This window comes from Amycolatopsis sp. NPDC051102, from assembly GCF_040682815.1.
Taxonomy (GTDB): Bacteria; Actinomycetota; Actinomycetes; order Mycobacteriales; family Pseudonocardiaceae; genus Amycolatopsis.
Window position 1 is genome coordinate 578182 of the sequence record NZ_JBFBBT010000001.1, and the last position, 24172, is coordinate 602353.

The window sequence follows — 24172 nt, forward strand, 5'->3', positions numbered from 1 at the left end:
AAGGTTCAGGGACGGCGGATCAGGCTGACGCCCAGCAGCTCCAGGTGCGTCCGGCCGCCGGGATCCAGCAGCGCGACGTCGCAGACGGCGTGGTCGGGGCCGGTGTGGCGGCCCCGGACGGCGCAGCGGAGCGGCCCGGTCAGCGCTCCGCGCACCAGCAACCGGACCGCCTTCACCGCCATCGGCAGGGTGGCCACGCCCAGCACCCGCTCGGCCCACAGCACCCCGAGCTGGAACGCGGCGTCCACGGCGGCGGGGTCGGTGCCGGGGTACCGGCCGGGCCAGCCGCGCTCCCGCACGCCCGTGACCGTCCCGTCCGCCCCTTCCGCCGACAGGCTTTCGACCGACTTGAGCGTGCGGAACAGCGGGCCGTGGAAGAGGGCGGCACTGGCGTACGGGTCGGCGTTCCCGGGTGGCTGCGCGGGAAGGGGTGACCAGTCGGCGTACCGTTCGCCGGCCACCGCGGTCGTGCGCGCGGCCTGGCACGGCCGGCCGTCCTCGTCGGTGATCTTGAGCTCCGCGCCGCCCGTCCCGTCTTCCACCGCGCGGAGGGTGAGCCGGCGTACCCGGCCGGGCGTCACGGTCAGCGGCCGGAACACCCGGACGTCGGCGAGCGCGAGGTCCCGGCGGGCCGGCTCGAGTTCCCGGGCGGCGGCGAGGAACCGGTCCAGCGTCAGCGCCACCGGCACCACGGCGGTGCCGCCGATGGTGTGGTCGCGCAGCGCCGGTTGCTCGGCGAAACCGAAGCGGAGGGCGGTTTTCCGGCGTCGCCCGGGACCCGGCAGGATCCGGCCGCCGTCGGCCGCGACGAGCAGGCGCCGCCCGAGCGTCCCCGCGGCCAGCGTGGCGACGACGGCCCGGCCGCCCGCCTCGACCGGTACCAGGCCGACCCCGCTGTCCCGGAAGTGCCCGGCCAGCTCCGCCGTGACCATCCCGGCCCGCCACGGACCCCACCCGACCGCCGTCACCGGACAGCCGGGGCGGCGCGCCGACTCGGCCGCCGCCACCTGGAAGAGCACCTCGTTGGCCATCGCGTAGTCGCCTTGGCCCACGTTGCCGAACTGCGCGGCCACCGAGGAGAACAAGTACACAAAGGACAGTGGGTCCTCGGCGGTGGCGGCCAGCAACGCGCGCAGCCCCCGCACCTTGACGTCGAAGACCCGGTCGAACATCTCGTCCGTCTTCGCCGCCACGGGCTTGTCGGCCAGCACGCCGGCACCGTGCACGAGACCGGTCACGGGCCCCCACTCCCGGCGGACCCGGGACAACGCCGCACCGAGGGCGGCCGGGTCGCCGACGTCCACCGCCAGGTAACGGACTTCGCTGCCCGCCTCGGTCAGAGCGGCCATCGTGCGGCGCACCTCGCGCGCGGCGACGATCCGGCGCGCCAGCGCGCCGACCTCGGCCGGCGCGGGCACCGGTCCGCCGGCGCGCAGCCGGTCGGCCACGATCGCGTGCTTCACGGCCGTTTCGTCGCCGGCTTCCCGCACCGGCGGTGGCTCGCCGGTCAGCGGCGTCCGTCCGATGAGGACGATCCGGGGCCGGTGGGCGTCGGCGATCGCGCGCACGGCCTCGGCCGTGATGCCCCGCGCGCCGCCCGCCGCGACGACGACCGATTCGCGGTCCACGACCGGCGTCCGGCCGGACCCGGTCCGCCACCGCGCCACCGGTGCCGGCGTTCGCTCGGCTTCCACCACCAGCGTCGTGCGCCGCCCGTCGGCGTGCAGGCCGACGTCCGGCAACGCTCCGCCGTGGCACAGTTCGTCGGCGAGCGCGTCGGCGATCGGGCCCGGGTCGCGGCCGCCGCGCTCGCAGTCGATCGCCTTGACCGTGGCTTCCGGCCACTCCTTGGCGACCGTCCTGGCCAGCGCCGCCGGACCGCCGAGCCAGGCCCGGTCGCCCTGCCGGCCGCCGAGGCCGAAGTCCCCGCCGGTGTCCTGGACGAAGGCGAACAGCCCGCCGCTTCGGGTGAACCGGGCGGCCACCGCCCGAGCGGCCGCGAAGGCCTCGTGGTTGACCGCGATCGCCTCCGCCAGGCCGGCCACTTCGCGCAGCCCGCCGAGGAACACGACGCCGTCGGCGTCGGGCGGCACTTCGCGGGTGACGGCCGCGTCGACGCCTCGGGCGGCGAGCCGTTCGACGAGCGCGGCCGCGACGCCGCCGCCGTCGTCGGTGACGACCAGCCGTCCGTCGCCCAGGCCCGACGGCGTCAGGTCCGACAGCTCGGCCGGCGCCTCGCGGACGGCGTAGCGCAGGAGCCGGCCGGCGGTCTCGACGGCGACCGTGCTCACCCGCCGACCTCCGCCGTCAGCCGCTCGGCGATCTCGCCGATCGTCTGCAGCCGGCCGACCTCGGCCGGGTCGAGCGTGGGCAGGCCCTCGATGCGGTCGCGCAGGGCCGACAGCACCTCGACCCGCTTGATCGAGTCGACGCCCAGGTCGGCCTGCAGGTGCATCTCCGGGTTGAGGATGTCGACCGGGTAGCCCGTCTTGTCCGCGACGACCTGGAGGGTCAGCCCGATGAGCCGCTCACTCGCCGGTCCGTCGCCGGCGGGCGCGTCGGGCTGCGGAGCCGGTTCCGTGCGTTTCGCCGGTGGCGCAGGCATCGGTGGTTCGTCGACGACCGGGGCGGCTTCGCCGAACCCGAAGTCCTCGACGGCCGGGAAGCCGCCGTCGAGCCCCGGCGGCGGCTCCATGGGCAGGGCGGCCGCTTTCGCCGCGGCCGGAAGGCCGTTCGGAGCCGACCCGTTCGCCGGGAAGTCCCGGTCCGCCGGCGGCGGGCCGTCCTCGTGGTGCAGCGACCGGCCCACCGCCGCGAGGTAGGCCAGCTGGCTCTCGGCCGTCGTGCGCTGGTAGGAGGCCTGCGTCGCGGCGGCCAGCCGGTGGAGCTCCCGCACGGTGTCCCACCACGCGGCCCGGTCGTCGGCGTGGTCTTCGGTCGGCCCGTTCGCTGGCTGTGGCATGACAGGGGATCCCTCCGGTGGGTGCGTGGTGTCCTGGTTCGGCGCCGTGTCGGCGGCGGGGTAGGGCTTGCCGTAGTTGGTGCCGGAAATCCGCACGGTGGCGGCGGATTTCGGGGGCGTGGGCGGGGGTTCCGGCGCGTGGCCCTGCCACAGCGGCGCGAAGTTCACCGGCACGCCCCGGGCGACCAGCTTCGCGAGGCCGTCCTGCAGGGTGGTGAGGCCGTGCTTGCCCCGCTGGTCCAGGGCGATCGCCGTGTGCTCGCGAGGCCCGAGGTTCGCCCGCACGAGCCCGGTCAGCACCGAGCCGGGGCCGACCTCCACGAAGGTCCGGACGCCGGCGTCGTACATCGCCGACACCTGGTCGGCGAACCGCACCGCCGACACCGGCTGCTGGGCGAGCCGGCCGGCGATCTCCCCGGACTCGGCCGGGTACGTGGCGGCGTCGGAGTTCGCGTAGACCGGAACCCGCGGCGCGGCGAAGGTCAGGCGGCGGACGTGGGCGCCCCACGGCCGGACCGCGTCCCGGACGAGCGGGCTGTGGAAGGCCGCGGACACGTTCAGCGGGTGCGCGCGGACGCCGTTTTCGGCCAGCCGGCGTTCCAGCGCGGCGAGGGACCGGCGGCCACCGGACACCACCACCTGCTCGGGCGCGTTGTGGTTGGCCGGCCAGAGGTCGCGCAGGCCCAGGGCGCCGATCGCGCGGTCGACGACCGCGGCCGGGGCCGTCACGGCGAGCATGCCGCCGGGTTGCCGGGCGGCGTCCCGCATCAGCTCCCCGCGCCGCCGTGCCAGGCGAACCAGGGACGTGTCGTCCATGACCCCGGCGGCGTGCAGCGCGGTCAGTTCCCCGAGGCTGTGGCCCGCCACGCAGTCCGGCCGGATCCCGGCGGCGTCCAGGACGGCCAGCAACGCCGTGCTGTGCGCCGCCACCGCGGGCTGCGCCCATTCGGTGGCCGTCAGCTGCGCGGCCTGCGCGGCCCGTTCCTCGTCGTCGAAGGCCGCCGCGGGGAACACGACCCGGTGCAGCGGCCGCTCGCCCAGTTCGAGGTCCGCGAGCCGGTCCCACCGCAGACGGGCCTGGGGCACGTGCAGGGCCAGGTCCGCGCCCATCCCGACGTACTGGCTCCCCTGCCCGGGGAAGAGGAAGGCGAGCCGGCCGGTGTCCGCCGGGCCGGCGCCGTAGTGCGTTCCGTCCGGGGTGCCGAACGAGCTTTCCGGGGCGCTCCGGACGCGACCGGCGGCCTGCGCCACCTTGCGCCTCAGCTCGTCGACGTCGGTCGCCACGATCGCGAGCCGCCGGCCGGGAACGCTGTGCGGGGTAACCTTTTCCTGGGATTCGCGGGCGATCACGGCGAGCGGCCGTCCGTCTTCGGCCACGCCGCGGCAGGCGTCCAGCAGCTCCTCCGTCGAGCCGGCCGTCAGGACGACCAGCTCCGAGGGGGCGGTGCGCGTCCGGTACGCCCGCCGTCCGCCGCGGGACGGCACGTATTCCTCGGCGGTGACGTGGAAGTTGGTGCCGCCGAAGCCGAAGCTCGACACCGACGCCCGCCGCGGGTGGGCCGAGCCGCGGATCCAGGGCCGCGTCTCGGTGTTGACCCGGAACGGGCTGCCGGTCAGCCCCAGCGCGGGGTTCGGGCGGGTGACCTTGATCGTCGGCGGAAGCACCTGGTGGTGCAGGGCGAGCACGGCCTTGAGCAACCCGGCGGCGCCGGCGGTGGCCTTGGTGTGGCCGAACTGGGACTTCAGCGAGCCCAGCGCGCACCAGGGATCCGGTGCGGTCGCACCGAACACCTCGCGCAGCGCCGCCGTCTCGGCGGCGTCCCCGGCCCGGGTCCCGGTGCCGTGCGCTTCCACCAGCTCGACGGTGCCGGGCTCGTACCCGGCCGCCGCGTACGCCCGCCGGAGCGCCCGGACCTGCCCCTCGGGCAGCGGCGTGTAGACAGCCGTGCCGCGTCCGTCCGAAGAGGTGCCCACCCCGCGGATGACGGCGTAGACGGCGTCACCGTCACGCTCGGCGTCCGCAAGCCGCTTGAGGGCGAACAACACGACGCCCTCGCCGAGGACCATGCCGTCGGAGTCGGCCGAGAACGGACGGCAGTCGCCGGTGGGGGACAAGGCAGGCGTCTTGCTGAAGCAGGTGTACCAGACGATGTCGTTGAGGGTGTCGACGCCGCCGGTGACGACCATGTCGGCCTGCCGCAGCCGAAGCTCGTTGACGGCCGAGGACACCGCGGCCAGCGACCCGGCACAGGCCGCGTCGGTGACGAAGTTGGTGCCGTGGAAGTCGAACCGGTTGGCCACGCGGCCGGCCACGACGTTGCTGAGCAAGCCCGGCAGGCTGGCTTCCTGCCAGGGGACGTAGTGCTCGGCGATGCGGTCGCAGAGGGCGTCCACCCGGTCTTCCGGCAGGCCACTTTCCCGCAAGGCCTTGGCCCACACGGGACGTTGCATGCGGTTGCCCATCGTGGTCAGCAGTTCCAGCGGCCCGGTGCCGAGGATGACGCTCACCCGTTCCCGGTCGTAGGTGGGCGGACCGTGGCGGGCGAGGTCGTCCAGGAGCCGTTGCGCGGCGAGCAGGGTCAGCGTCTGCGACGTGTCGGTGGCGGGCAGGGCGCTGGGCGGCAGGCCGTGCGCCAGCGGGTCGAAGTCCACCGGGTCGAGGAACGCTCCCCGGTACCCGTAGGTCTTGTCCGGGGCGGCGGGGTCGGGGTCGTAGTAGTCGGCGATCAGCCAGTGCGACGGGGGAACGTCGGTGACGAGGTCGCGGCCCTGCACCACGGTCCGCCAGAAGCCGTCGGCGTCCGCGGAACCCGGCATCAGCGCGCTGACCCCGACGACCGCGATCGGCTCGGCTGCGGAAGCGCTTTCCGGCGGGGTCACCGGGCCCCTCCGGGTTCGGCGAGCCGCCGCGGAGTGAACCCGAAGCCGGCCGGTGTCACAGGGAGCCCGCAGGTGCGGGCCTGGTGTGCGCGGGTGATCACGGCTGCTCCTTCCAGCAGGTTGAGGGCGATCTGGACGACCGTCCGGTGTTCGAGCGGGTCGAGGAAAGACCCCGCCGCCCACCGGTTGAACGCACCCATGGCCGGGCCGCACCAGATCTGGTAGTCCGCCCGGCGGGCGGGGTCGCCGGTGATGGCCCACCGGCTGGAGCGGCCCAGGTACCAGCGGAACACCAAAGCCATCCGGTGCTTCGCGTCCGTCTCCGCCCGGGTCACCTGGGCGGGATCGCGGTCGGCCCAGAACCGGGCGGTCTCCGCCCAGACCGTCTCCAGTGGCCGGCGGAAGACCTGCTCCTCCAGCTGCGCCCGCCGCCGGGCGGGGATCTCCTCCAGCGACCCGTGGGCCTGGTAGAGCTCGTACAGCAGCCCGGCCCGGCCGGCGAACAGGGTGCCGCGGCGCAGCACCTGGAGGCGGACGCCCATTTCGAACATGTCGGCGGCCGGCGCCATCGCGGTGTCGGTGAGGTCGGCGCCGGCCAGCATCCGGCGGCCGTCGGCGGACATCCCCGATTCGACCGCAGCCTGGTTCACCGAACCGGTGAGCACGTAGTCGGCGCCGAGGGCGAACGCGGTGGCGACCGCGGCGGGGGTCCCGAGCCCACCGGCGGCGCCGATCCGGACGGCGCCGGCGGGCCCGGCCAGCCGGTCGCGCAGCGCGCGGATGGCCGGCAGCATGATCGCCAGCGGCCGGTTGTCGGTGTGCCCACCGCTGTCGGCCTCGACCGTGATGTCTTCGGCGACCGGGATCCGGGCCGCCAGCACCGCTTCCTCTTCGGACAGCTCGCCGTCTTCCACCAGCCGGCGAAGCATCGGCGCGGGCGGCGGGGACAGGAACCGCTCGGCGGTCTCCGGCCGGGAGACCTTCGCCAGCACGCGGCGCGGCCGTGCCACGCCGCCCGACCGGTCGGCGCGCAGCCCGCGTGCCATGCACAGCACGAGGGACGGCGTGAGATCCATGTACGCCGACGCCGAGACGGCCGGGACACCCAGTTCGACGAGCAGCCGCGCGGTCCGCGCCTCCACGGCGGGTTCGTTCGGCGAGTGCAGGAGGTTGACGCCCCAGTTGTGCCGCCCGCACAGGGACCGGCCCAGCCGTTCGACGGCGGCGCGCACCACACCTTCGCGCAGGCCACCCGCGCCGAAGAAGCCCATGAGACCCGCGCGGGCGAGCTTTTCGACCATCTCCGTGGTGGCGATTCCGGTCGACATCTCGCCGGCGAGGTAGGGAAACCGGGTGTGGTGCGCCGCGCAGAACTCCCGGCTGCCCAGCCATTCCGGATAGCTCGCCGGAAGCACACCGAGCAACCCGCTGCCGCCGGGGCGGGAGCCGTCCACCACCCGGACACCACGCCGGCCGGTCGCGGGATCCTGCAGCACCCCGAGCGGCTGCCGGATTTCGCCGACCAAGGCGGTGACCTCGACGGGGTCGAAGCTCGCCGCAATGTCGTGCGAAACCCGGCCGGCGCCGTTCTGGGAGAGCGAAATCATTGTCACCATGCCTTGTTCCCGAGGATGTACACCCATTCGAGCACGCGCCATTCCAGGGGCGACAGGAGCACTTCGGACCGGGGCGAACTGCTCTGCCCGGAAGGACTTGACGTGACGAGCGGCCCGCCCCGAATCTGACTCCGGCGGCGAGAGAGCCGCCCCTCGCGGCAACGACCGGAACGGTGCGAACCGGTGAACGAAGACGAATTACTCGGCCACCTGGGAGAACTGATCGGATTCACCCGCCACGGTTCGCGGCATCGCGGCCGTTTGCTGGAGCTCACCTGGAGCGTCCCGGAAGGGGGTGACCGGGAGGTCTACGTGACGGTGGAGTTGCCGTGCACTTTGCTGAAGGTATCGCTTCCCGCGCGTGACGTGACCCACGTGGAAGCCGGTGATCACACGATCAGGCGCGGCTCTTCAAGGCGATGAGGTGGAATGAGATCGCGTCTGCCGATGTGGTGTCGGGTTTTTGCCGATCTCGTCCAACAGACAGCGGGAATTCTCCACGTGCAGGAATCTCGAGTTTGCTCTTGGAGTATTTCGGCGGCGTAGCTCGGATCGATCTCCTCCAGACGTTCTCCGACGCTGTCGTAGACGACGAACCTTCCTGAGTGGGGTGGTCGAGGTCCGGCGCTGGGCCGTCCAAGGCATGCGGAGGAGGGCCGTCGCCGGCTGATGCGGTGGTCCGCAACGAGGACCAGCGTCGTGGCCGCCGCTGAAGGCGGTCTATCGCGGTCTTGGCCGCGCTTTAGCCGCGCGCGTTAGCGTCGGCGCCCAGGATCTCGGGAGGAGCGAGCGCTCATGAAGGTGGAAGTGCGGCGCGATGTCTGCATCGGGGCCGGCCAGTGCGTGTTGACCGCCCCCGCCCTGTTCGACCAGGGTGAGGACGACGGGCTGGTCGTCCTGCTGAAGGAGCCCGGCGACGCCGATGCGAACGACGTGCGCGAAGTCGGGATCCGGTGCCCTTCGGGCGCGGTGCGGGTCGTCGAGGACTGAGCCGCGCCGCGCGGCCGTCGTCATCCGGCGTCGGCGGCTCCCTTGATCGCCGGGTCGCCGGCGGCCTCTTCCGGCGGGGTGCGCTTGCGGCGGGGGAGGAGCAGGGCGGGCGCCACGGCCAGGACGACGAACCCCGTCGTCCACCCGAAGGTGCCGGAGAACGCGAGGTCCGGCGCGCCCGGGTGCGCCGCGGTCTGGCGGGCCAGCAGCAGCGCGATCACCGAGGTGCCGAACGAGCCACCGATCTGGAGCAGGATCCGGGTGGTCCCGCTCGCGTCGGGGATCTGCGCGGGCTGCAGGCCTTCGAAGGCCGCCGCCAGGACGCCGATGCCGGCGGCGCTCACGCCGGCCCCGAACACCAGCAGGCAGCCGCCGATGAGCACCAGGTTGGTGTGCGCACCGAACTGCGTGAAGACGGCGACGGGCAGCGTGGCCAGCACGACGCCGGCGAGCACCACGGGCCGCGGCCCGATCCGGTCGGTGAGACCGCCGACGGACCGCCGCGCCAGCAACGCGCCGATGCCCTGGGAGACCAGCAGCAACCCGGCCTGCAGCGCCGAGAGGCCTCGCACCTGCTGGAGGTAGAGCGGCACGAGCAGGGTGCCGCCGAACAAAGTCAAGCCGGACAGGAACATCAGCGCGGACGCCGAGCCGAAGGACCGCACCGCGAGCGGCCTGATGTCGATGATCGGCCGGCGGCCGGTGCGCAGCGCGTGCGCCACGAAAGCGGCCAGCAGCACCAGGCCGAGCACGAGCGGCACGGTCACGGCCGGCGCGAGGCTGTGCAGGGTGCTGAAGCGCGAGAGGGAGTAGAGGACCGCCGCGAGCCCGGGGGACAGCAGGACGAGCCCGAGCACGTCCAGGCGGACGTTGCCGCGCTGCCCGGCGTCGTCGAGGCCGCGCCCGGCGAGGACCAGCCCGGCCAGGCAGATCGGGATGTTGATCAGGAAGATCCACCGCCAGCTCGTGTTGCCGGCGATCAGGCCGCCGAGCACCGGGCCGGCGATGGGCGCGATGACGGCGGGCATGCTGACCGCCGCCATCAGCCTGCCCATCTGCCTGCCGCCCGCGGCCTGCACGACGAGGGTCTGCAGCACCGGGATCATCACCCCGCCGGCGACGCCCTGCAGAACGCGGAAGGCGATCAGGCTGCTGATGTCCCAGGCCGCGCCCGCGAGCGCGGAGCTGACCAGGAACAAGGCCAGCGAAATCAGCCAGGCGCGCTTGCCGCCGATCCGGGTGACGGCCCAGCCCGCGAGCGGGATCGCCATGCGCCGATGATGAGGATCGCGATCAGCCGCCGCAGTGCGGGGTCGAGCCGATCGGGTTTGTTCCCCGTCATGTGGCGGAACTCCTCGTGGCGGGCGGGAACGCCCCCTGGCGCCGACCTGCTGGACAGGCCTTCGGCGGGTTACTGCACGAGCGACTCGGCGAACTGCTTGAGCACGCCCGCGATCTGCGCCCCGCGCAGGATGTTGGTGTAGTCCGTGTAGTGCACGATCTTGCCGTGGCGGACCCGGATGATCCCGACCGAAGACGGCAGCACGAACGAGTCGCCGCCGGCGACGACCTTGCCCTCGATGGTGAACTGCGCGGTCGCCACTTCGTGGTCGGCGGCCGGGTAGACCTGCACCGAGACCTTCTGGAACTCGAGCAGCTTCTTCATGAGGTGCTCGGCGCCGAGCACCTTGCTGATGGTTTCGAAGCCCTCCAGCCGCGACGGTTGTCCGTCGAGGACGAACGGCGTCTCGTACACGGCGTCTTCGGCGAACTGGGCGATGAACCGGGTGTCGTCGCCGGTCTCCATGGCCTCGCGCAGCACCTCGATCACTTCGCCGGTGGTCGCCACGGTCTTCTCGCCTGCCTCGGTCACGAAACTCTCCTGAATGGCTGAGCAGCCGGTGGTAGTCTGGAGCGAACTGGAGGATGTCCTCCGGTTGGAACGATATGGAGAAGTCTCTCCGGATGTCAACCCGGCCCGGGGGAGGTGGTGTGCTCATGGGCAAGGCGGCAGCGGACCCGAAGCGGGCCGACGCGCGGCGCAACCGCGCGCGCCTGCTGGAAGCCGCGGCGGACCTGCTCGCCGCGCAAGGTGTCGCGGTGTCTTTCGACGAGATCGCGCGGCGGGCCGGCGTCGGGGTGGGCACGGTGTACCGGCACTTCCCTGCCCGCGAGGAGCTGTTCCGCACGGTCGTCGACGCCGGCCTGCGGCAGCTGGCCGAGCAGGCCGACGCGCTGGCCGGCGCCGAGGACGCGGGCGACGCGTTCTTCCGGTTCTTCTACCTGATGGTCGACCAGACGGTGATCAACAAGGCGTTGTGCGAGGCGTTCGACCCCCAGGGCGCGGCGGAGCTGCTGCCCGACCGCGACGCCGACCGGTCGTTCGAAGCCGCGCTGGGCGCGCTGCTGGCCAGGGCCAAGGCGGCCGGCCGGGTGCGCGCTGACCTGGACGTGGCCGAGGTCCGCATGCTGGTGGTCGCTTCGGTGATGGTGGCCCGCAGTCACCACGGCTTCTCCTGGCGGATGGTCGCGCTGATCGCCGGCGCGTTGCGCCCGGACGACGGCCGGTCCCCGGTACCGGCGCCCGATGTCACGAAACTGAGGGTGCTGCCGGCCGGCCGTCACGAAACCCGGCCGGCGGCCGAGCCGCGTAACGAAACGGCGGAACCGGCCGGCGGCTCCCGGTGCACGGTGTGCGGAACGCCCATCGAGACCGGCGGTACCGGCCGGCCGGCCCGGTACTGCGGGGCCACCTGCCGCCAGCGCGCCCACCGCAGCCGGGCGAAGACGGGTTGACCGCCGGGTAGCGGTGCAGGTGGCGTGCGAGCGGGTCGGGTGGTGTGCGCGGTCGTGATCGCCGGAGGTCCGGACTCCTCGGCGGGGTGGGTCGGGTGGTGTGCGTGGTCGTGATCGCCGGAGGCCCGGGCTCTGTGGCTGGATGGGCCAGGCGATGGCAATTCGTCGTCGGCTGCGCGTGCCCGGCGGGCGAGGGTGGTGCAGGGGCGTTCGGCCGGTCTCGGCCGGCAGGCGGTTTCGGTGCCGTTCGGGTGCGGGTGGTGAAGGGGCGCCACGCGTACCTGGAGGCGACGACGGCGAGCTTCGCGGCGATCGTGTTCTGCCAGGTGGGCACGGCGTTCGCGGCCCGCACGGAGCGGGTGTCGTTGCGCTCGGTGGGGTTGACGACGAACCGGCTGCTGCTGGGCGGGATCGCGTTCGAGCTGGTGTTCGCGGCGGCGTTGATCTACCTGCCGCCGTTGCAGTCGCTGTTCGGGACGGCGGCGTTGCCGGCGTGGGTGGTCGCGATGCTGCTGCCGATGCCGGTCCTGGTGTGGGGCGTCGACGAGCTGTTCCGCTGGGTCACCCGCCGCGGCCCGGCCTGACCGCCATGGGGCCGGCCGGCACTTGCCGGCCGGAAGCGGGGAAACCGGCCGCGGGGACGGGTTCAGGGCCGCAGGTCGACCCGAACCGGACTGCCGGAGACGTCGATCGGCTCGCCGGGCGCGAGGGCGGTTTCCGTTCCGTCGAGCCGATCTTCGGCGTAGCTGCCCGGGTCCGCGTTCATCGAGGCGTGCCCGGTGGCGGTCCAGCGGATCACGAACGGGCCGCGGCCGTCGTCGAACCGGCACTCCCACACGGCCGCGGGCAGGCGCGCCATCGTGCCCTGGCCGCAGGAGTGGATCCGCGCACCGCGCAGCCAGCGGCGCAGCTGTTCGACGGCGAGCGCAGCGGGCGTGGGCACGCCGCCGTCCGGTTGCAGGATGATCGGGACCTTGGTGCCGCCCCAGTTGTAGAAGTAGGCCCGCCGGTAGTGCGCGAACAGGGCGACGAGGTAGAACCGCGCCGCGTGCTCGGCGGCGGTGGCCGGGTCGAGGGGCTGCTGCAGGCTGACGTCGTAGCCGGTGCCGGTGTCCCAGATCGGCGGGTGGATCCCGGCCCGCTGGAAGGTGCGGTCGATGTCGGCGACGAGCGGCAGCATCGTCTCGGGTGGTGCCGCCGCATCGGACTGGGTCAGCTTGACGCCGGCGACGTCGCAGAGGCCGTAGCCGCCCAGGGCGGCGAAGCGGCCGAGGAACCGGCGGGAGGCGTCGCGGTCGAGTCCGCTCATCGACGGGCACACGATCGTCGCTCCGGCGTCGAGCGTGCGGATGATGTCGTGCGCGCGGCGCGTCATCTCGACGAGGGTTTCGGCGCTTCCCGCGTAGAAGTGGGTGTCGCCGACCACGGCCCACACTTCGTAGGCCTCGATCCGGCCGTGGTACCGCTGGACGACTTCGCGCACGAAGTCGTCCCAGTCGCGCAGATCGGCCGGGGGTGACGCCTTGGAGCCGTCGTCGTAGAGCGACGGCGCCCCGCCGGGGCTCGCCCAGTCCGGCGTGCCGCCGAAGGTGAAGACCGGCCGCAGCCCCGCCGACCGGGCGCCGGCGACCAGCCGGTCGAGCACCGACCAGTCGTAGCCGTGCCGGCGCGGCTCGACGTCGGCCCAGCGGGTGTGCCCGTCCCAGAACCGGGCCGAATCCAGCCCGAACGTCGGCATGGCGCCGGTCGAGGAGTTGATCGTGGCGCCGAAGAGGCCCGGGTCGAGGTCCGTGGCGGTCTGCGCCCACATCGGGGCCGTCAGGGCGGGCAACGACGTCCAAGCTTGCCCGGAGCCGGAGGTGGCCGTGCTCGACGTCGAGCCCGCGAGCAGTCCGAGCAGCACGACGACGAGGGCCGTGACGCTCAGGTGCCGCGAGCGCGCGGGCACCTCCGCGCGGCTGGGCACCGGTGCGGGGGACGACGGGACGGCGGGCGCGGGCCGGTCGTCCACCGCGCGCGCCCAGCACCGGAACAGGCGGCCCAGCTCGACGCGGTCGGCCCCGCACGCCAGGGCGATGGCTTCGAGGGCGTCGAACTCCGGCGGGACCAGGGCGGCGGTGCAGTACCGGTGGACCGAGGAGCGGCTGAGGTGACAGCGCCGGCCCAGTGCTTCGTAGCTCAGGTTGCTCCGCTTTTTCAGCTCACCCAGCAGGCGGGCGAGCTCCGCCCGGTCCTCCGACGGCGACATGGATCTCTCCCCTGATCGTCAGATCGCGTCCGGTCCAGCCTCCCACACCGGCGAACCCGGCGAAGGGGCCTGGAGCGAATCACCCGATCGCCCGATCCCGCCTCCCACGCCGTCCCAGGCCGCCCGGCATCGCCGCTGGTCGGCGGCGGTCCGCGTCCCACGGGCCGTCGATCGCTGGTGACCGGCGCCGGTCCGGCGCGAGACTCGGCTCGTCCGCACCGGACAGCTCGAACGAACGAGGGGAGAACCGACGTGATGCGAACTTCGCGAACCACCCGGGTGTTGCGGGGCCGTGCCTTCCGGGCCGCCGCCGGAGCGCTGGCCGTCATGGCACTGGGAGCGACCGCCGCCGAGGCGGCGCCGGCGGCCCCCGGCCAGGTCATGCGCCCGATGGGCGGCTGCCGGGCCGGAATCGTCTGCGGCACCATCTTCAACAACACCACGCACAACGTGGAGGTGTGCCTGGCCTGGAACGGCACCGGCGGCGACCAGGCCTACCAGACCTCGGGCTCCTGCAGCAGCGTCGCCTACGCGTCGCCGCACAGCGTGTACGGCGCGCCGCAGCTCGTGGACGTCGACGCCTTCTACATCCCGGCCGGAACGTCGTACTACGGCGCCTATTCGGGCATCCCGAAGAAGTGGACCCACACGGGGAACGGGTGGTGGAAGTTCAGCAACGCCACCGACGTGCACGTCGACTGGACCAGCTGAGCCAGCTGAACCAGGTGGGGCGGTGGCCTGGGGGCACCGCCCCACCTCCAGCCCACGGGCCCGACCTCACGCGGGCTGGAACAGCTCGACCGGGTTGCCGCTGGGGTCGTCGAGCACGATCTGCTGCCCGCCCGGACCGGTGACCACGTCGCTGCGGAAGGGGACACCGGCCGCGCGCAGGCGGGCCACCTCGGCGTGGACGTCCTCGACGATCAGGTGGATGCGGTTCCAGCCGCCGGGCCCGGGCCGGGTGCCGTCGGGCATGGCGCGGCCCGCGGAGCTGGCCGGACCGCTCAGCAGCAGGCGCAGGTGCCCGCGGACGACGTCGGCGAAGGCCGGAGCCGCGCTGAACCGCACCGTGAACCCGAGGTGCGTGGTGTAGAAGCCGAGCGCGGCTTCGACGTCGTCGACCAGGTAGCGCACGCTGACCAGGTCGGCCGGGTCGGCAGTCATGACCGGTCCTCCTTCGCCGGGGTGGGGAGCACGGGGATCAGGAACCGGATCCGGTCGTCGAGCTCGGCGGCCGTCCGGCGGAACGCGGGCAGGGAGTCCGCCTCGCACGCGGGGTCGGGAATGCTCCAGTGGATCGCCTCGGGCCGGCCGGGGAATTCCGGGCAGACCTCGCGGACGCGGTCGCACAGGCTGATCACCACGTCGAACCGGCGGCGCCGCAACGAGTCGAGGTGCGTGGGCCGGTGCGTCAGCGTGATGCCGTACTCGGCGGCGGCCCGCACCGCGTCGGGATGCAGCGGCTTCGGGTGGCTGCCCGCGCTCGCCACCTCGACCCGCGAGCCGGTCCGGTGGCGCAGCAACGCCTCGGCCAAGGGGGAGCGGCCGCTGTTGCCGGTGCACAGGAACAGCACCCGCGCCGTGCCCACCGGCGCGGCGGGACCGGCCGCCAGGCCGGGGTGCAGGGACGTGCCCGCCGCCGACCACGTCTCGGTGCAGCGGGCCAGGTCCAGGTGATAGTAGCTGGCGCGCCCGTCGAAGCTGCTCCGCCGGGACGTCACCAGGCCCGCGTCCCGCAGCTGACGCAGGTGGTACGAGACGAGGTTCTGCGGCTGCCCGACCGCGGACACCAGTTCGCGGACCCGCCGGTCGCCGGCGGCCAGCTCACGGGCGAGCCGCCAGCGAAGCGGGTCGCCCAGCAGCCGCACGAAGGGCGGCGGTGTCTCGGTCGCGTCGGCTGTCGGCACGTCCGGACGATACATCAATCTGCCTTGATGTATCCAGTGCTACGCCGGGGTGAGCCGGTGGGCGGCTTCCGGGGTGATGACCACGACCGGGCAGCGGGAATACCGCACGCACTCCCGGCCCACGCTGCCCAGCACCAAGTCCGCCGGCGTCCCGCCGCGGTGGGCGCCCAGCACCAGCAGGTCCGCGTCCGCCGAGGCCGTCACCAGCTCCGTCGCCGGGTCGCCGTGGACCGTGCGCGTCTCGACCTCGGCCGCCGGCTCGATGCCCAGCCCCTTCACGTGCGCGGCGAGGGAGAAGCCGGCCTCGGGCACCCGGCCGTGCGGCTGGAGGGTGAACGACGTCCCCGGCAGCAGGGTGTCCCGCGGCCGGACGAGCATCGCGCGGACCGTGTTGCCGGCGTGCGCACCGACCTCGATGGCCCACCGCAGTGCTGCGCCGGCGCGGGGTGAGCCGTCCACGCCGACGATGATGACGCGGCCAGTGTTCATGAGCTGCTTCCTTCCTCCGGGTTCCGGTGATCGTGCGTCCGGCGGACCGCGGCCGGGTAGGGGACGAATTCCGCCGGAGGGGAGGACTTTGTGCTCCGGTGCCGGCGCCGCGGCCGCCGCGACCATGAGTCCGGCGGAGCACCCGGCTCCGCGGCGAGGAGTGACCGCGATGACCGCCGCCCTGACCAGCGAGCAACTCGGCGTTCTCGCGCGCGCCGTCAGCCGTGCCCCCTCGGTGCACAACAGCCAGCCGTGGCAGCTGCTGGTCCGCGGGACCGAAGTGGACCTGCTCGAACGCCGGGACGTCGAGCTGCGCCGGCACGACCCGGCCGGCCGCGACCGCGTGCTCTCCTGCGGTGCCGCGCTGACCAACCTCGAACTCGCCGTCCGGGCGCTCGGCCGGGACTGCCACGTCGACCTGCGGGACAGCGGCGACGTCGTGGCCACCGTGACGATCGGCCGCCCGCGCGCGACCTCCGCCCGGGCCTATGCGCAGTACCAGGCGATCGGCCGCCGCCGCAGTCACCGGCACCGGTTCTTCCACAACCGCGTGCCGGCGGCCGTGCACCGGGCCCTGGTGGCCGCCGGCGAGACGACCGGCGTGCACGTGGTCCCGCCCGCGCACCTCGACAAGCTGGCCGAACTCCTCGGCTTCGCCACGCGCGTCCTGCGGGAGGACCGCGGCTACCAGCGCGAGCTCGAGACGTGGATCGCCCACACCCACGGGCAGGCCGCCGTCGGCGACGGCATCGCCGAGGACGCGCTCGGCTCCGAAGCCCTGCCGGTCGCCGGGCTCGTCCGCACCGCCACGCCGGTCCCGGACGACGCCGTGCTCGCCGCGGAGAACCTGCTGGTCTTCTGCACCGACACCGACATGCGGGCCGACCGGCTGGCCGCCGGCGCGGCGCTGCAGCGCGTCTGGCTCACCGCGGCGTCGAAGGCGCTGGTCGGCTCGGTCATCACGCAACCGCTGCACCTGACCGGCTTCCGGGCCCGGCTCGTCTCCGAGCTGGCCCTGCCCGGCGTCCCGCAGGCGATCTTCCGCTTCGGCTACCCGGCCGTTCCCGCCGCCCCCTCGCCCCGGCTCCCGCTCGGCGAGTTGTTCCCGCCCGCCGGGGGAACCCGGTGACGTGGGTGCGCGATCCGGCCGGCCTCACCGGCCGATGGTGAGCTGCCGCAGGTGGAAGGCGAAGTGCCGGGCCGGGTACCGGTAGACGTCGGCCAGTGTCATGGCCGGCCGGAAGAACGGGTCCCACCGGACGGGGAAGGCCATTGCGCGGGCGAGCTCGGCCTCGCCGGCCCGGTCCAGGCTGCGGTGCAGGGAAGCGACGATGGGGGCGAACCACCAGAGGGCGAACCGCGGCCCCAGCAGCCCGCCGCCGCAGGAGCCGAGGTAGTTGACGACGTGGAACGGCCGCGCGGCGGCGTCGAGCCCCGCGGCGAACCCGCGGCTCGCCCGATCCGGCAGGCGGCCGGACACGCGCACCAGGACCAGGAGAGCGCGCGTGATCTGGTAGCCGAAGACGAGGTGGAACACCAGTTGCCGGTTGGTCCACCGGGTGCCGCGCGAACGGCGGCGCAGCTGCGCGGCGGGGGTGTCCGCGACGAGGGCGCGCAGGGTGGCGAGGTCACGGTCCCACTGCTCGTGCACCGCCTGGCGATCCATCGTCCGGTCCTCCGCGCTGTCCCGGCTCAGCGTCCCACCGGCGGGCCGGGCCCGGAAGGTCTTTGGTCCTCGCCGGACGTGACGCGCGGCCGTCGCGGCGCCGGGTGGCGGCCGGTGATGCTGGAGGTGTTCGTCCCCCAGACACCGGAGCCGACGATGAGCCGACCACTGCCCGGCGTGTTCGACCAGGCCCTCGCCTCGGCCGTGCGCGCGCCGTCGCCGCACAACACCCAGCCCTGGCGGTTCGCCGTCGGGCCCGAGGCGATCGAGGTGTGGCTGGACCGCGAACGCGTCCTCGCCGTCGCCGACCCGCACGGGCGGGAGGCGCGGCTCGCCTGCGGCGCGGCCGCCTTCACCTGCAGATCAGCCTGCGGGCCAACGGCCTGGCCGCGGTCGTGCGGCTGCTGCCCGATCCGGCCGAGCCCGACCTCGTCGCGGTGATCCGGCTCGACGGCAACGAGAAGGCCACCGCGGCCGAACGCAAGCTCGCCGAGGCCGTGTTCCGCCGGCACACGAACCGGCGGCCGCTGCTGGACAAGGACGTGCCGCCGTCCGTGCGCGCGGCGCTCAAGTCGGCGGCCCTGCAGGAGGGCGGCCAGATCGAGTACCTCGACGCGTCCGGCCGGTACACCCCGGTCGCCTCGCTGATCAGGCGGGCCGAAGCCCTGCAGGCCGACGACCCCGGGTTCCGCGCCGAAGCCGCGTTCTGGACCCACCGCGAGCCCGGCAGCCCCGACGGCGTCCCGAAGATCGCCTCCGGCTCGCCGCCCGGCTGGCCGGCGAAACGCTCCTGCTCTTCGTGACCGCGGACGACTCCCGCCTCGACCACGTCCGGGCCGGCTACGCCCTGGAACGCGCCTGGCTGGCGGCCGTCGACCTCGGTCTGGCCGCCGCGGTCCTGACCCAGCCGCTGCACCTGCCCCCGGTGCGCTCCGCACTGGTGCGAAGACCTCGGGCTCACCGGCTTCCCCCAGGCGATCCTGCGCATCGGCTACGCCGCCGAAGCGGACCCGCTCACGCCCCGCCGGGCGGTCGAAGAGGTGCTGCACCGCGGACCTTGACGGCCCGCTTCCCGGCTGAGATCGGAGCGAACCGGCCGAGTGGATCCTGAGTGGCCGCTGAGAGCCCGGATGCGTGAGATGCCCGGCGGCAGGGTACCTGTCGCTCCGGTCGACACCGAGCGGAACGAGGAGTGAACATGGGACTGCTGGTCGGATTGCTGGTGATCTGGGCGATTCTGGTGGTGCTGGGGATCGTCATCAAGGGGTTGTTCTGGCTGGTCATCGTGGGTGCGGTGCTGTTCGTCGCCACCGGGGTGATCGGTTTCGTGCGGCGCAAGGCCGTCAGCTGACGCAGCCGATCGCGGGTCCGCGCCGGGCGAAGTGCGTGGCGCGGACCGCGTCCGATGTGGACGCACCCGGTCAGCGGGTGATGCCCGTGTGGCCGAGGGAGTACCGGCCCGGCTGGGGCCACACGCACAGGCCGTGCGGCTCGTTGCCCGCCGGGATCTTGGCCAGCAACGCGCCGTCCTTTGTGGAGAGCACGTACACCACTCTGTCGTACCGGCCGGACAGCCAGAGCTGCGTGCCGTCGGCGGTCACGTTGCCCATGTCCGGGCTGCCGCCACCCGGGATCCGCCACACCGTCACCGGTGCGCCGGTGTGGGCGTCGAGCACGCTGACGCTTCCTTCGTGGCGGTTGGTCACGTACAGCTGCTTCGCGTCCCGCGACAGGTAGAGCCCGTGCGCGCCCCGGCCGGTCGGGATGAAGCGGAGCACCTTCGTCGCCGCGCCGTCGAGGACCCAGAGGCCGTTCGCGTCCGAGTCCGCGATGTAGTAGACCGAGCCGTCCGGGGCGAGCTTGATGTCCTGCGGGCCCATGCGCGTGTTGCGGTGCGGCATGTCGACCATCCGCAGCAGGTGGTGCGAAGCGACGTCGACCACCGCCACCCGGCCGGCGAACTCGCACGTGAAGACCGCCGTGCGGCCGTCCGGGGAGAAGTCCGCGTGGTCGACGCCCGCGCACTCCGGGACCGCGGTCTCGTCGTGCGCCTGCCACGTGTGCGGGTCGTACCAGACCAGCTTGCGCAGCCGCTCCGCCACCGAGATCGCGAACCGGCCGTCCGGGGTGAAGTACATGTTGTACGGGTCCACGACCGGGAACGCCTTGCCGGGCAGCCCGGTCTTCGGGTCGAACGGCAGCACGTGGTCGCCGCGGTCGTCGGTGGCGTAGAGCGTGCGCAGGTCCCACGACGGCACCACGTGCTGCAGTTCCTTGCCCGCCGGGTACTTCGCGACGACGTGGAAGGTCGCCGGGTCGATCACCCAGACGTCGCCCGAACCGCTGTGCGGCACGTAGACCAGCGGCTTGTCGCCGGCGACCGCGGGGGAGAGCATCCCGGCGCCCGCCGCCGCGTCGACGTCGTGCGCGTCCGGGACGGCGGGCATGCCGGGCAGCGGGTTCAGCGCCGGGACCGGCGGGGTGGGCAGGTGCGGCACGGACGAGCCGGGGGCGCCGGACATGCCCGGCATGCCGGACATGTCCGGGCCGGGGGAACCGGAGCCCGCCGAGCAGCCGACGGCGAGGACGAGACTGAGGACCACGGCGGTCAGCCGGACGCGCATCCGCTACGCCAGCAGTTCCGACGCGGTGACCGGGGTGAGGCCGCGGTCCGCCAGTGCGGTCAGGATGCCGGGGAGCGCGGCCACCGTGCCCGGGTGCCCGAGGTGCATGCTGACCACGCTGCCGGCGCGGGCCTTCGCCACCGCGGCGCGGATGGCGGCCGGCCCGGGGTCCTTCCAGTCGAGGGAATCGACGTCGTAGGACAGCACCCGCGCGTACCCCGCTTTGCCCGCTTCGACGAGTTCCTCCGGCGTGGCGTGCTGGCCCTGCGACTGCCGGAAGAAGGCGCCCGGCGACCCGGTCAGTTCGACCAGTTTGTCCCGGCACCGCTGGATTTCCGCGTACATCGGCTCCGCCGCGTAGCCCGAGAGCGCGGGGTGGCTCCAGGTGTGGTTGCCCAGCTCGTGCCCGCCGTCGCGGATCATCCGGGCGGCGTCCGGGTGCTCGGCGAGCCACGTGCCCACCGCCAGCACGGTGATCCGCGCGCCGTGCTGGTGCACGACGTCCAGCACCTGGCGGGTCACCTGCGGATCGCCGGCGCCGTGGAACGTCAGCGCGACCTGCGGCCGTCCCGACGCGGCGCGGACGAGCTCGGTGGCCGGACCCGACGGCCGCGCGGACGTGGACGGCGGCGGCGACGGCGGGGGTGCGCTGGCGGACGGCACCGCCGTCGTGGGCGGGGGACCGGCGGGCGGCTGCTCCGGGGCCGAGCACGCCGTCAGCGCGGCGGCGCCCAGCGCCACCCCGAACAGGTGACGCCGGGTGAGCGGGTCTGGCACGAAACCTCCATCGGACGGACGGCGCGACCCTTTCGCAAACTCGCTGTGAAAACGCTGAGAGACGAGGTGCCGCCAATCCCGTTACCTCCGCGGCCGCCGCCCGTCAGGGCCGGGATCACACCGGAACATTTTTCTCCCGGGACGTGTCGAGAACGACCAGCCGGCTCCGACTGAGGGACATCGGCGGCCGATGGGGCCGCCACCACGAACGGAGTGCGAACGATGACCAAGGTGACCGCGCAGATGTCGGTGTCCCTCGACGGCTTCTACACCGGGCCGCGAGATCCGCGGAACCCCCACGACATGAGGGGCTGGATGCGGGGTCCCGAAGCGCCCGGGTTCTTCCGGGTCACCCGGTGGGCCGTCGACGCCATGGCGTGGCGGGAGCGGCAGGGCTTCGCCGGTGGTGCGCAGTCGGTCGACTCGGAGATCGTCGCGGAGACCTTCGCCGCGGCCGGGGCCTATGTCATGGGGCGGCGGATGTTCGACGCCGGTGAGGTTCCCTGGGGTGCCGAGCCGCCGTTCCGGGCGCCCGTGTTCGTCGTCACCCACCGTGGCCGGGAGGTGCTCGAACGCCGGGGTGGCACCTCCTTCACCTTCGTCACCGAGGGGCTGGAGAAGGCCGTCGAGCTGGCCCGGGCCGCCGCCGGCGACAAGGACGTGGCGGTGGCCGGCGGCGGGGAGCTCCTGCAGCAGGTGCTGGCCAGCGGGCTGCTGGACCAGCTCGACCTGCACATCGCCCCGGTGCTGCTCGGCGACGGTCAGCGCCTGCTCGGTCCCGGCCTCGGCCTCGGCGCGGACGACGGCATCGAGCTGGTCCCCGTCCGGGTGGTCGACGCGCCCGGTGCCACCCACCTCCGCTATACCGTCACCGGGCGGGCGAAGCTGGTCCTCGACGATCGCGGCGCCAGCGGCGACCTGGTCGCGCCGGCCACGGCCGGGAACTGAGAGAGGAACGACCCGTGAAGTACATGCTGCTGATCTACGGCAACGAGGAAGCCTTTCACTCGATCGGGGCCGAAGCCCTCGCCGAGGTCATCCGCGAGACCGACGCGCTCAACCGGGAGCTGTTCGAGTCGGGTGAGCTGGTCGGCGCCTACGGCGTCGCCGACGAGGTGAACACCAAGATGGTCCGGGTCACCGGCGGGACGCCGGTGGTGACCGACGGCCCCTACGCCGAGGCCAAGGAGTTCCTGGGCAGCTTCATGATCGTCGACTGCGACAGCATGGACCGGGCGCTGGAGATCGCGGCCCGGGCCCCGTCGGCGCGCTATTGGGGCGTCGAGGTCCGGCCGCTGATGCACGAGGCCGACGTCACGCCGTGACCGGCTGGCAGGCCGTCCGGCGGCTGGTCCCGGAGGTGCTCGGCGTGCTGGTGCGCCGCTACGGGCAGTTCGACGCCTGCGAGGACGCCGTCCAGGAAGCCCTGGTCGCGGCCGCGGCCCAGTGGCCGGCAGAGGGGTGGCCGGAGAACCCGCGGGCGTGGCTGGTGACGGTGGCCTCGCGCCGCCTCGCCGACCAGGTGCGCAGCGACGCCGCCCGGCGCCGGCGGGAGGAGGCGGATGCCTTCCGCACTCCGCCCGCCGGCGACGTCGAAGCCGGTGACGACACCCTCACGCTGCTGTTCCTGTGCTGCCACCCGGCGCTGACACCGCCGTCGCAGATCGCGCTGACGCTGCGGGCCGTCGGCGGCCTGTCGACCGCCGAGATCGCCCGGGCCTTCCTCGTGCCCGAGGCGACCATGGCGCAGCGGATCAGCCGGGCCAAGCACAAGATCAGGGCGGCCGGCGCCGGCTTCGCGCTGCCGCCGCCGGCCGAGCAGGCGGAGCGGCTCGGCGTCGTGCTCCACGTGGTCTACCTGGTCTTCAACGAGGGCTACACGGCCACCTCGGGCACACGGCTGGTGCGGGCCGAGCTGGCGGCCGAGGCCATCCGGCTGGCCCGCGAGCTGCACCGGCTGGTGCCCGGCGACGGCGAAGTCGCCGGGCTGCTGGCCCTGCTGCTGCTCACCGACGCCCGCCGCCCCGCCCGCACGGCCCCCGACGGGTCGCTGGTGCCGCTGAGCGAGCAGGACCGGACGCTCTGGGACGCCGAAGCGATCGCCGAGGGCGTGGCCCTGGTGACCGGCGCGCTGTCGCGGGGCCCGGTCGGCCCGTACCAGCTGCAGGCCGCCATCGCCGCCGTGCACGACGAGGCACCCACCGCGGAAGCCACGGACTGGCCACAGATCCTGGCCCTCTACACGGTTCTGGAGCGGGTGGCACCGAACCCGGCGGTGACGCTGAACCGCGCGGTCGCGGTGGCGGAGGTCCGCGGCCCCGCGGCCGGGCTGGCCCTGCTCGACGCCCTTTCGGCCGACGAGCGCGTCTCCGCCTCCCACCACCTCGTGTCCGTGCGCGCCCACCTCCAGGAGATGGCCGGTGACCACGACGCGGCCCGCGCCGGCTACCGGGAGGCGGCCCGGCGCACCACCAGCGAACCCGAGCGGCGCCACCTCCTCGGCCGCGCCGCCCGGCTCGGCTGAGGCGCCGGTTACCGGACTTCGCGGCCCACGGTCGCGTTGCCGGCCAGCTTCAGCAGCTCGTCGAACACCTCGCCGATGATGCTCGCGAGGGATCGTTCCTCGCCCTCGCGAAGCCATTGGATGAACGAGATCCCGAACACCGTGACGCCCGACTCCGCGGCCAGCGTCGCCGCGGGTTCGCCGACGCCGCGGGTGCGGAGGGCGTCGGCGACCGTCGTGGCCAGGGTCGTCAGCTTGTGCCGCTCCCGCTCCTGCAGCGCGGGGTTCCGGTCGATCACGGACTGGCGCAGGCGGGAGTGCGAACGGCGCTCGTCCGGGAAGAAGGCCGACACCGAGCGCAGGGCGTGGGCGACGACGTCGAGCGGTGACGCCCCGGGTGGCGCGGTGGCCACGCCCTCGAGGAACGTCTGGGCCAGCAGCTCCTGGCCCTGGAAGAGCACCTCGCGCTTGTCGCTGAAGTGGCGGAAGAAGGTGCGTTCGGTCAGGCCGACCGCCTGGGCGATCTCCGCCGCGGTCGTCTGCTCGAACCCGCGGGTGGCGAACAGTTCGAGTGCGGCCTTCTGCAGTCGCTCCGGGGCTCCCGGTTGCCAGCGCACCATGCGGGCCAGTCTAGTGATGACAGCGGCTGACATCCAGGTGTACGGTAGCCATGTCAGCGACTGACGTCGGTCACTGACATCACCGATATCCGAG

The 24172-nt window shown here is 73.7% G+C and carries 24 protein-coding genes and 1 pseudogene; 12 read left to right on the forward strand and 13 right to left on the reverse strand.

From position 1 onward, the window contains the following. Positions 1 to 5: 5 nt before the first annotated feature. Genes AB0M93_RS02500 through AB0M93_RS02510 form a run of 3 tightly spaced genes read right to left on the reverse strand, consistent with a single transcriptional unit; the run spans position 6 to position 7458 of the window. Positions 6 to 2291, reverse strand: a complete 2286-nt coding sequence (locus tag AB0M93_RS02500) for an SDR family NAD(P)-dependent oxidoreductase (RefSeq protein WP_364267528.1) — start codon at positions 2289 to 2291, stop codon at positions 6 to 8. Continuing rightward, on the reverse strand, positions 2288 to 5842 hold the full coding sequence (locus AB0M93_RS02505) for a beta-ketoacyl synthase N-terminal-like domain-containing protein (protein WP_364267531.1): 3555 nt from the start codon (positions 5840 to 5842) through the stop codon (positions 2288 to 2290). Before AB0M93_RS02505 ends, AB0M93_RS02500 begins: the two co-directional genes overlap by 4 nt. Further along, entirely contained in the window at positions 5839 to 7458 is a 1620-nt protein-coding gene (locus AB0M93_RS02510; RefSeq protein ID WP_364267534.1) for a PfaD family polyunsaturated fatty acid/polyketide biosynthesis protein, read from the reverse strand. The genes AB0M93_RS02505 and AB0M93_RS02510 overlap by 4 nt, the downstream gene beginning before the upstream one ends. Before the next feature lie 183 nt (positions 7459 to 7641). Between AB0M93_RS02510 and AB0M93_RS02515 the strand changes: the two genes are divergently transcribed. Both AB0M93_RS02515 and AB0M93_RS02520 read left to right on the forward strand, forming a co-directional pair. Next, a complete protein-coding gene (locus AB0M93_RS02515) occupies positions 7642 to 7881 on the forward strand; it encodes a hypothetical protein (protein ID WP_364267537.1) in 240 nt (79 codons plus the stop codon). Between the two features lie 372 nt (positions 7882 to 8253). Continuing rightward, positions 8254 to 8448, forward strand: a complete 195-nt coding sequence (locus AB0M93_RS02520) for a (4Fe-4S)-binding protein (RefSeq protein ID WP_364267540.1) — start codon at positions 8254 to 8256, stop codon at positions 8446 to 8448. 20 nt (positions 8449 to 8468) lie between these two features. Here AB0M93_RS02520 and AB0M93_RS02525 read toward each other — a convergent pair whose 3' ends face one another. Next, positions 8469 to 9719 (reverse strand): DHA2 family efflux MFS transporter permease subunit, encoded by a 1251-nt coding sequence (locus AB0M93_RS02525; protein WP_364267543.1) that lies wholly within the window; start codon positions 9717 to 9719, stop codon positions 8469 to 8471. Positions 9720 to 9859: 140 nt separating this feature from the next. Continuing rightward, on the reverse strand, positions 9860 to 10321 hold the full coding sequence (locus AB0M93_RS02530) for a nuclear transport factor 2 family protein (protein WP_364267546.1): 462 nt from the start codon (positions 10319 to 10321) through the stop codon (positions 9860 to 9862). Positions 10322 to 10446: 125 nt separating this feature from the next. Between AB0M93_RS02530 and AB0M93_RS02535 the strand changes: the two genes are divergently transcribed. Further along, a complete protein-coding gene (locus tag AB0M93_RS02535) occupies positions 10447 to 11244 on the forward strand; it encodes a TetR/AcrR family transcriptional regulator (protein WP_364267549.1) in 798 nt (265 codons plus the stop codon). A gap of 272 nt (positions 11245 to 11516) precedes the next feature. Further along, positions 11517 to 11828, forward strand: a pseudogene (locus AB0M93_RS02540) (cation-translocating P-type ATPase C-terminal domain-containing protein); the annotation flags it as partial. A 62-nt stretch (positions 11829 to 11890) separates the two neighbouring features. On the opposite strand, the gene AB0M93_RS02545 reads toward AB0M93_RS02540, so the two are convergent. Next, complete coding sequence (locus tag AB0M93_RS02545) at positions 11891 to 13492, reverse strand: helix-turn-helix domain-containing protein (protein WP_364267552.1); 1602 nt, start codon at positions 13490 to 13492, stop codon at positions 11891 to 11893. 255 nt (positions 13493 to 13747) lie between these two features. Between AB0M93_RS02545 and AB0M93_RS02550 the strand changes: the two genes are divergently transcribed. Continuing rightward, positions 13748 to 14203 (forward strand): hypothetical protein, encoded by a 456-nt coding sequence (locus AB0M93_RS02550; protein WP_364267555.1) that lies wholly within the window; start codon positions 13748 to 13750, stop codon positions 14201 to 14203. A gap of 66 nt (positions 14204 to 14269) precedes the next feature. Here AB0M93_RS02550 and AB0M93_RS02555 read toward each other — a convergent pair whose 3' ends face one another. Genes AB0M93_RS02555 through AB0M93_RS02565 form a run of 3 tightly spaced genes read right to left on the reverse strand, consistent with a single transcriptional unit; the run spans position 14270 to position 15888 of the window. Beyond that, positions 14270 to 14656 (reverse strand): VOC family protein, encoded by a 387-nt coding sequence (locus tag AB0M93_RS02555; protein ID WP_364267558.1) that lies wholly within the window; start codon positions 14654 to 14656, stop codon positions 14270 to 14272. Then, entirely contained in the window at positions 14653 to 15399 is a 747-nt protein-coding gene (locus AB0M93_RS02560) for a metalloregulator ArsR/SmtB family transcription factor (protein WP_364267561.1), read from the reverse strand. The genes AB0M93_RS02555 and AB0M93_RS02560 overlap by 4 nt, the downstream gene beginning before the upstream one ends. 39 nt (positions 15400 to 15438) lie before the next feature. Next, on the reverse strand, positions 15439 to 15888 hold the full coding sequence (locus AB0M93_RS02565) for a universal stress protein (protein WP_364267564.1): 450 nt from the start codon (positions 15886 to 15888) through the stop codon (positions 15439 to 15441). A gap of 169 nt (positions 15889 to 16057) precedes the next feature. On the opposite strand from AB0M93_RS02565, the gene AB0M93_RS02570 reads away from it, so the two are divergent. Beyond that, positions 16058 to 17017 (forward strand): nitroreductase, encoded by a 960-nt coding sequence (locus AB0M93_RS02570; RefSeq protein ID WP_364267567.1) that lies wholly within the window; start codon positions 16058 to 16060, stop codon positions 17015 to 17017. A gap of 24 nt (positions 17018 to 17041) precedes the next feature. Here the strand turns inward: AB0M93_RS02570 and AB0M93_RS02575 are convergent, their stop codons facing one another. Continuing rightward, entirely contained in the window at positions 17042 to 17554 is a 513-nt protein-coding gene (locus tag AB0M93_RS02575; protein WP_364267570.1) for a DinB family protein, read from the reverse strand. A gap of 156 nt (positions 17555 to 17710) precedes the next feature. On the opposite strand from AB0M93_RS02575, the gene AB0M93_RS02580 reads away from it, so the two are divergent. The 3 genes from AB0M93_RS02580 to AB0M93_RS02590 all read left to right on the forward strand — a co-directional run bounded on the left by AB0M93_RS02580 (position 17711) and on the right by AB0M93_RS02590 (position 18905). Beyond that, positions 17711 to 17995 (forward strand): hypothetical protein, encoded by a 285-nt coding sequence (locus AB0M93_RS02580; RefSeq protein WP_364267573.1) that lies wholly within the window; start codon positions 17711 to 17713, stop codon positions 17993 to 17995. Further along, a complete protein-coding gene (locus tag AB0M93_RS02585) occupies positions 17950 to 18357 on the forward strand; it encodes a hypothetical protein (RefSeq protein ID WP_364267576.1) in 408 nt (135 codons plus the stop codon). Before AB0M93_RS02580 ends, AB0M93_RS02585 begins: the two co-directional genes overlap by 46 nt. 395 nt (positions 18358 to 18752) lie before the next feature. Next, complete coding sequence (locus AB0M93_RS02590) at positions 18753 to 18905, forward strand: hypothetical protein (RefSeq protein WP_364267578.1); 153 nt, start codon at positions 18753 to 18755, stop codon at positions 18903 to 18905. 70 nt (positions 18906 to 18975) lie between these two features. Here AB0M93_RS02590 and AB0M93_RS02595 read toward each other — a convergent pair whose 3' ends face one another. Together AB0M93_RS02595 and AB0M93_RS02600 are read right to left on the reverse strand one after the other, a co-directional pair. Further along, on the reverse strand, positions 18976 to 20178 hold the full coding sequence (locus tag AB0M93_RS02595; protein ID WP_364267581.1) for a beta-propeller fold lactonase family protein: 1203 nt from the start codon (positions 20176 to 20178) through the stop codon (positions 18976 to 18978). 3 nt (positions 20179 to 20181) lie between these two features. Further along, positions 20182 to 20955, reverse strand: a complete 774-nt coding sequence (locus tag AB0M93_RS02600) for a polysaccharide deacetylase family protein (RefSeq protein WP_364267584.1) — start codon at positions 20953 to 20955, stop codon at positions 20182 to 20184. A 222-nt stretch (positions 20956 to 21177) separates the two neighbouring features. Between AB0M93_RS02600 and AB0M93_RS02605 the strand changes: the two genes are divergently transcribed. Genes AB0M93_RS02605 through AB0M93_RS02615 form a run of 3 tightly spaced genes read left to right on the forward strand, consistent with a single transcriptional unit; the run spans position 21178 to position 23479 of the window. Continuing rightward, positions 21178 to 21903: a dihydrofolate reductase family protein gene (locus tag AB0M93_RS02605; protein WP_364267587.1), complete on the forward strand. Its 726-nt coding sequence runs from the start codon at positions 21178 to 21180 to the stop codon at positions 21901 to 21903. 23 nt (positions 21904 to 21926) lie between these two features. Then, positions 21927 to 22280, forward strand: coding sequence for a YciI family protein (locus AB0M93_RS02610; protein WP_364268901.1), 354 nt, complete (start codon positions 21927 to 21929; stop codon positions 22278 to 22280). Next, positions 22277 to 23479, forward strand: coding sequence for a DUF6596 domain-containing protein (locus AB0M93_RS02615; protein WP_364267590.1), 1203 nt, complete (start codon positions 22277 to 22279; stop codon positions 23477 to 23479). Before AB0M93_RS02610 ends, AB0M93_RS02615 begins: the two co-directional genes overlap by 4 nt. Positions 23480 to 23487: 8 nt before the next feature. Here AB0M93_RS02615 and AB0M93_RS02620 read toward each other — a convergent pair whose 3' ends face one another. Continuing rightward, positions 23488 to 24078, reverse strand: coding sequence for a TetR family transcriptional regulator (locus AB0M93_RS02620; RefSeq protein ID WP_364267593.1), 591 nt, complete (start codon positions 24076 to 24078; stop codon positions 23488 to 23490). Between the last annotated feature and the right edge of the window lie 94 nt (positions 24079 to 24172).

Coding starts and splice junctions, on each gene's coding strand:
- AB0M93_RS02510 (WP_364267534.1), bottom strand. CDS start 7,458: ATGGTGACAATGATTTCGCTCTCCCAGAACGGCGCCGGCCGGGTTTCG.
- AB0M93_RS02520 (WP_364267540.1), top strand. CDS start 8,254: ATGAAGGTGGAAGTGCGGCGCGATGTCTGCATCGGGGCCGGCCAGTGC.
- AB0M93_RS02525 (WP_364267543.1), bottom strand. CDS start 9,719: ATGGCGATCCCGCTCGCGGGCTGGGCCGTCACCCGGATCGGCGGCAAG.
- AB0M93_RS02535 (WP_364267549.1), top strand. CDS start 10,447: ATGGGCAAGGCGGCAGCGGACCCGAAGCGGGCCGACGCGCGGCGCAAC.
- AB0M93_RS02545 (WP_364267552.1), bottom strand. CDS start 13,492: ATGTCGCCGTCGGAGGACCGGGCGGAGCTCGCCCGCCTGCTGGGTGAG.
- AB0M93_RS02550 (WP_364267555.1), top strand. CDS start 13,748: ATGCGAACTTCGCGAACCACCCGGGTGTTGCGGGGCCGTGCCTTCCGG.
- AB0M93_RS02555 (WP_364267558.1), bottom strand. CDS start 14,656: ATGACTGCCGACCCGGCCGACCTGGTCAGCGTGCGCTACCTGGTCGAC.
- AB0M93_RS02565 (WP_364267564.1), bottom strand. CDS start 15,888: ATGAACACTGGCCGCGTCATCATCGTCGGCGTGGACGGCTCACCCCGC.
- AB0M93_RS02570 (WP_364267567.1), top strand. CDS start 16,058: ATGACCGCCGCCCTGACCAGCGAGCAACTCGGCGTTCTCGCGCGCGCC.
- AB0M93_RS02575 (WP_364267570.1), bottom strand. CDS start 17,554: ATGGATCGCCAGGCGGTGCACGAGCAGTGGGACCGTGACCTCGCCACC.
- AB0M93_RS02580 (WP_364267573.1), top strand. CDS start 17,711: ATGAGCCGACCACTGCCCGGCGTGTTCGACCAGGCCCTCGCCTCGGCC.
- AB0M93_RS02590 (WP_364267578.1), top strand. CDS start 18,753: ATGGGACTGCTGGTCGGATTGCTGGTGATCTGGGCGATTCTGGTGGTG.
- AB0M93_RS02595 (WP_364267581.1), bottom strand. CDS start 20,178: ATGCGCGTCCGGCTGACCGCCGTGGTCCTCAGTCTCGTCCTCGCCGTC.
- AB0M93_RS02605 (WP_364267587.1), top strand. CDS start 21,178: ATGACCAAGGTGACCGCGCAGATGTCGGTGTCCCTCGACGGCTTCTAC.
- AB0M93_RS02610 (WP_364268901.1), top strand. CDS start 21,927: ATGCTGCTGATCTACGGCAACGAGGAAGCCTTTCACTCGATCGGGGCC.
- AB0M93_RS02620 (WP_364267593.1), bottom strand. CDS start 24,078: ATGGTGCGCTGGCAACCGGGAGCCCCGGAGCGACTGCAGAAGGCCGCA.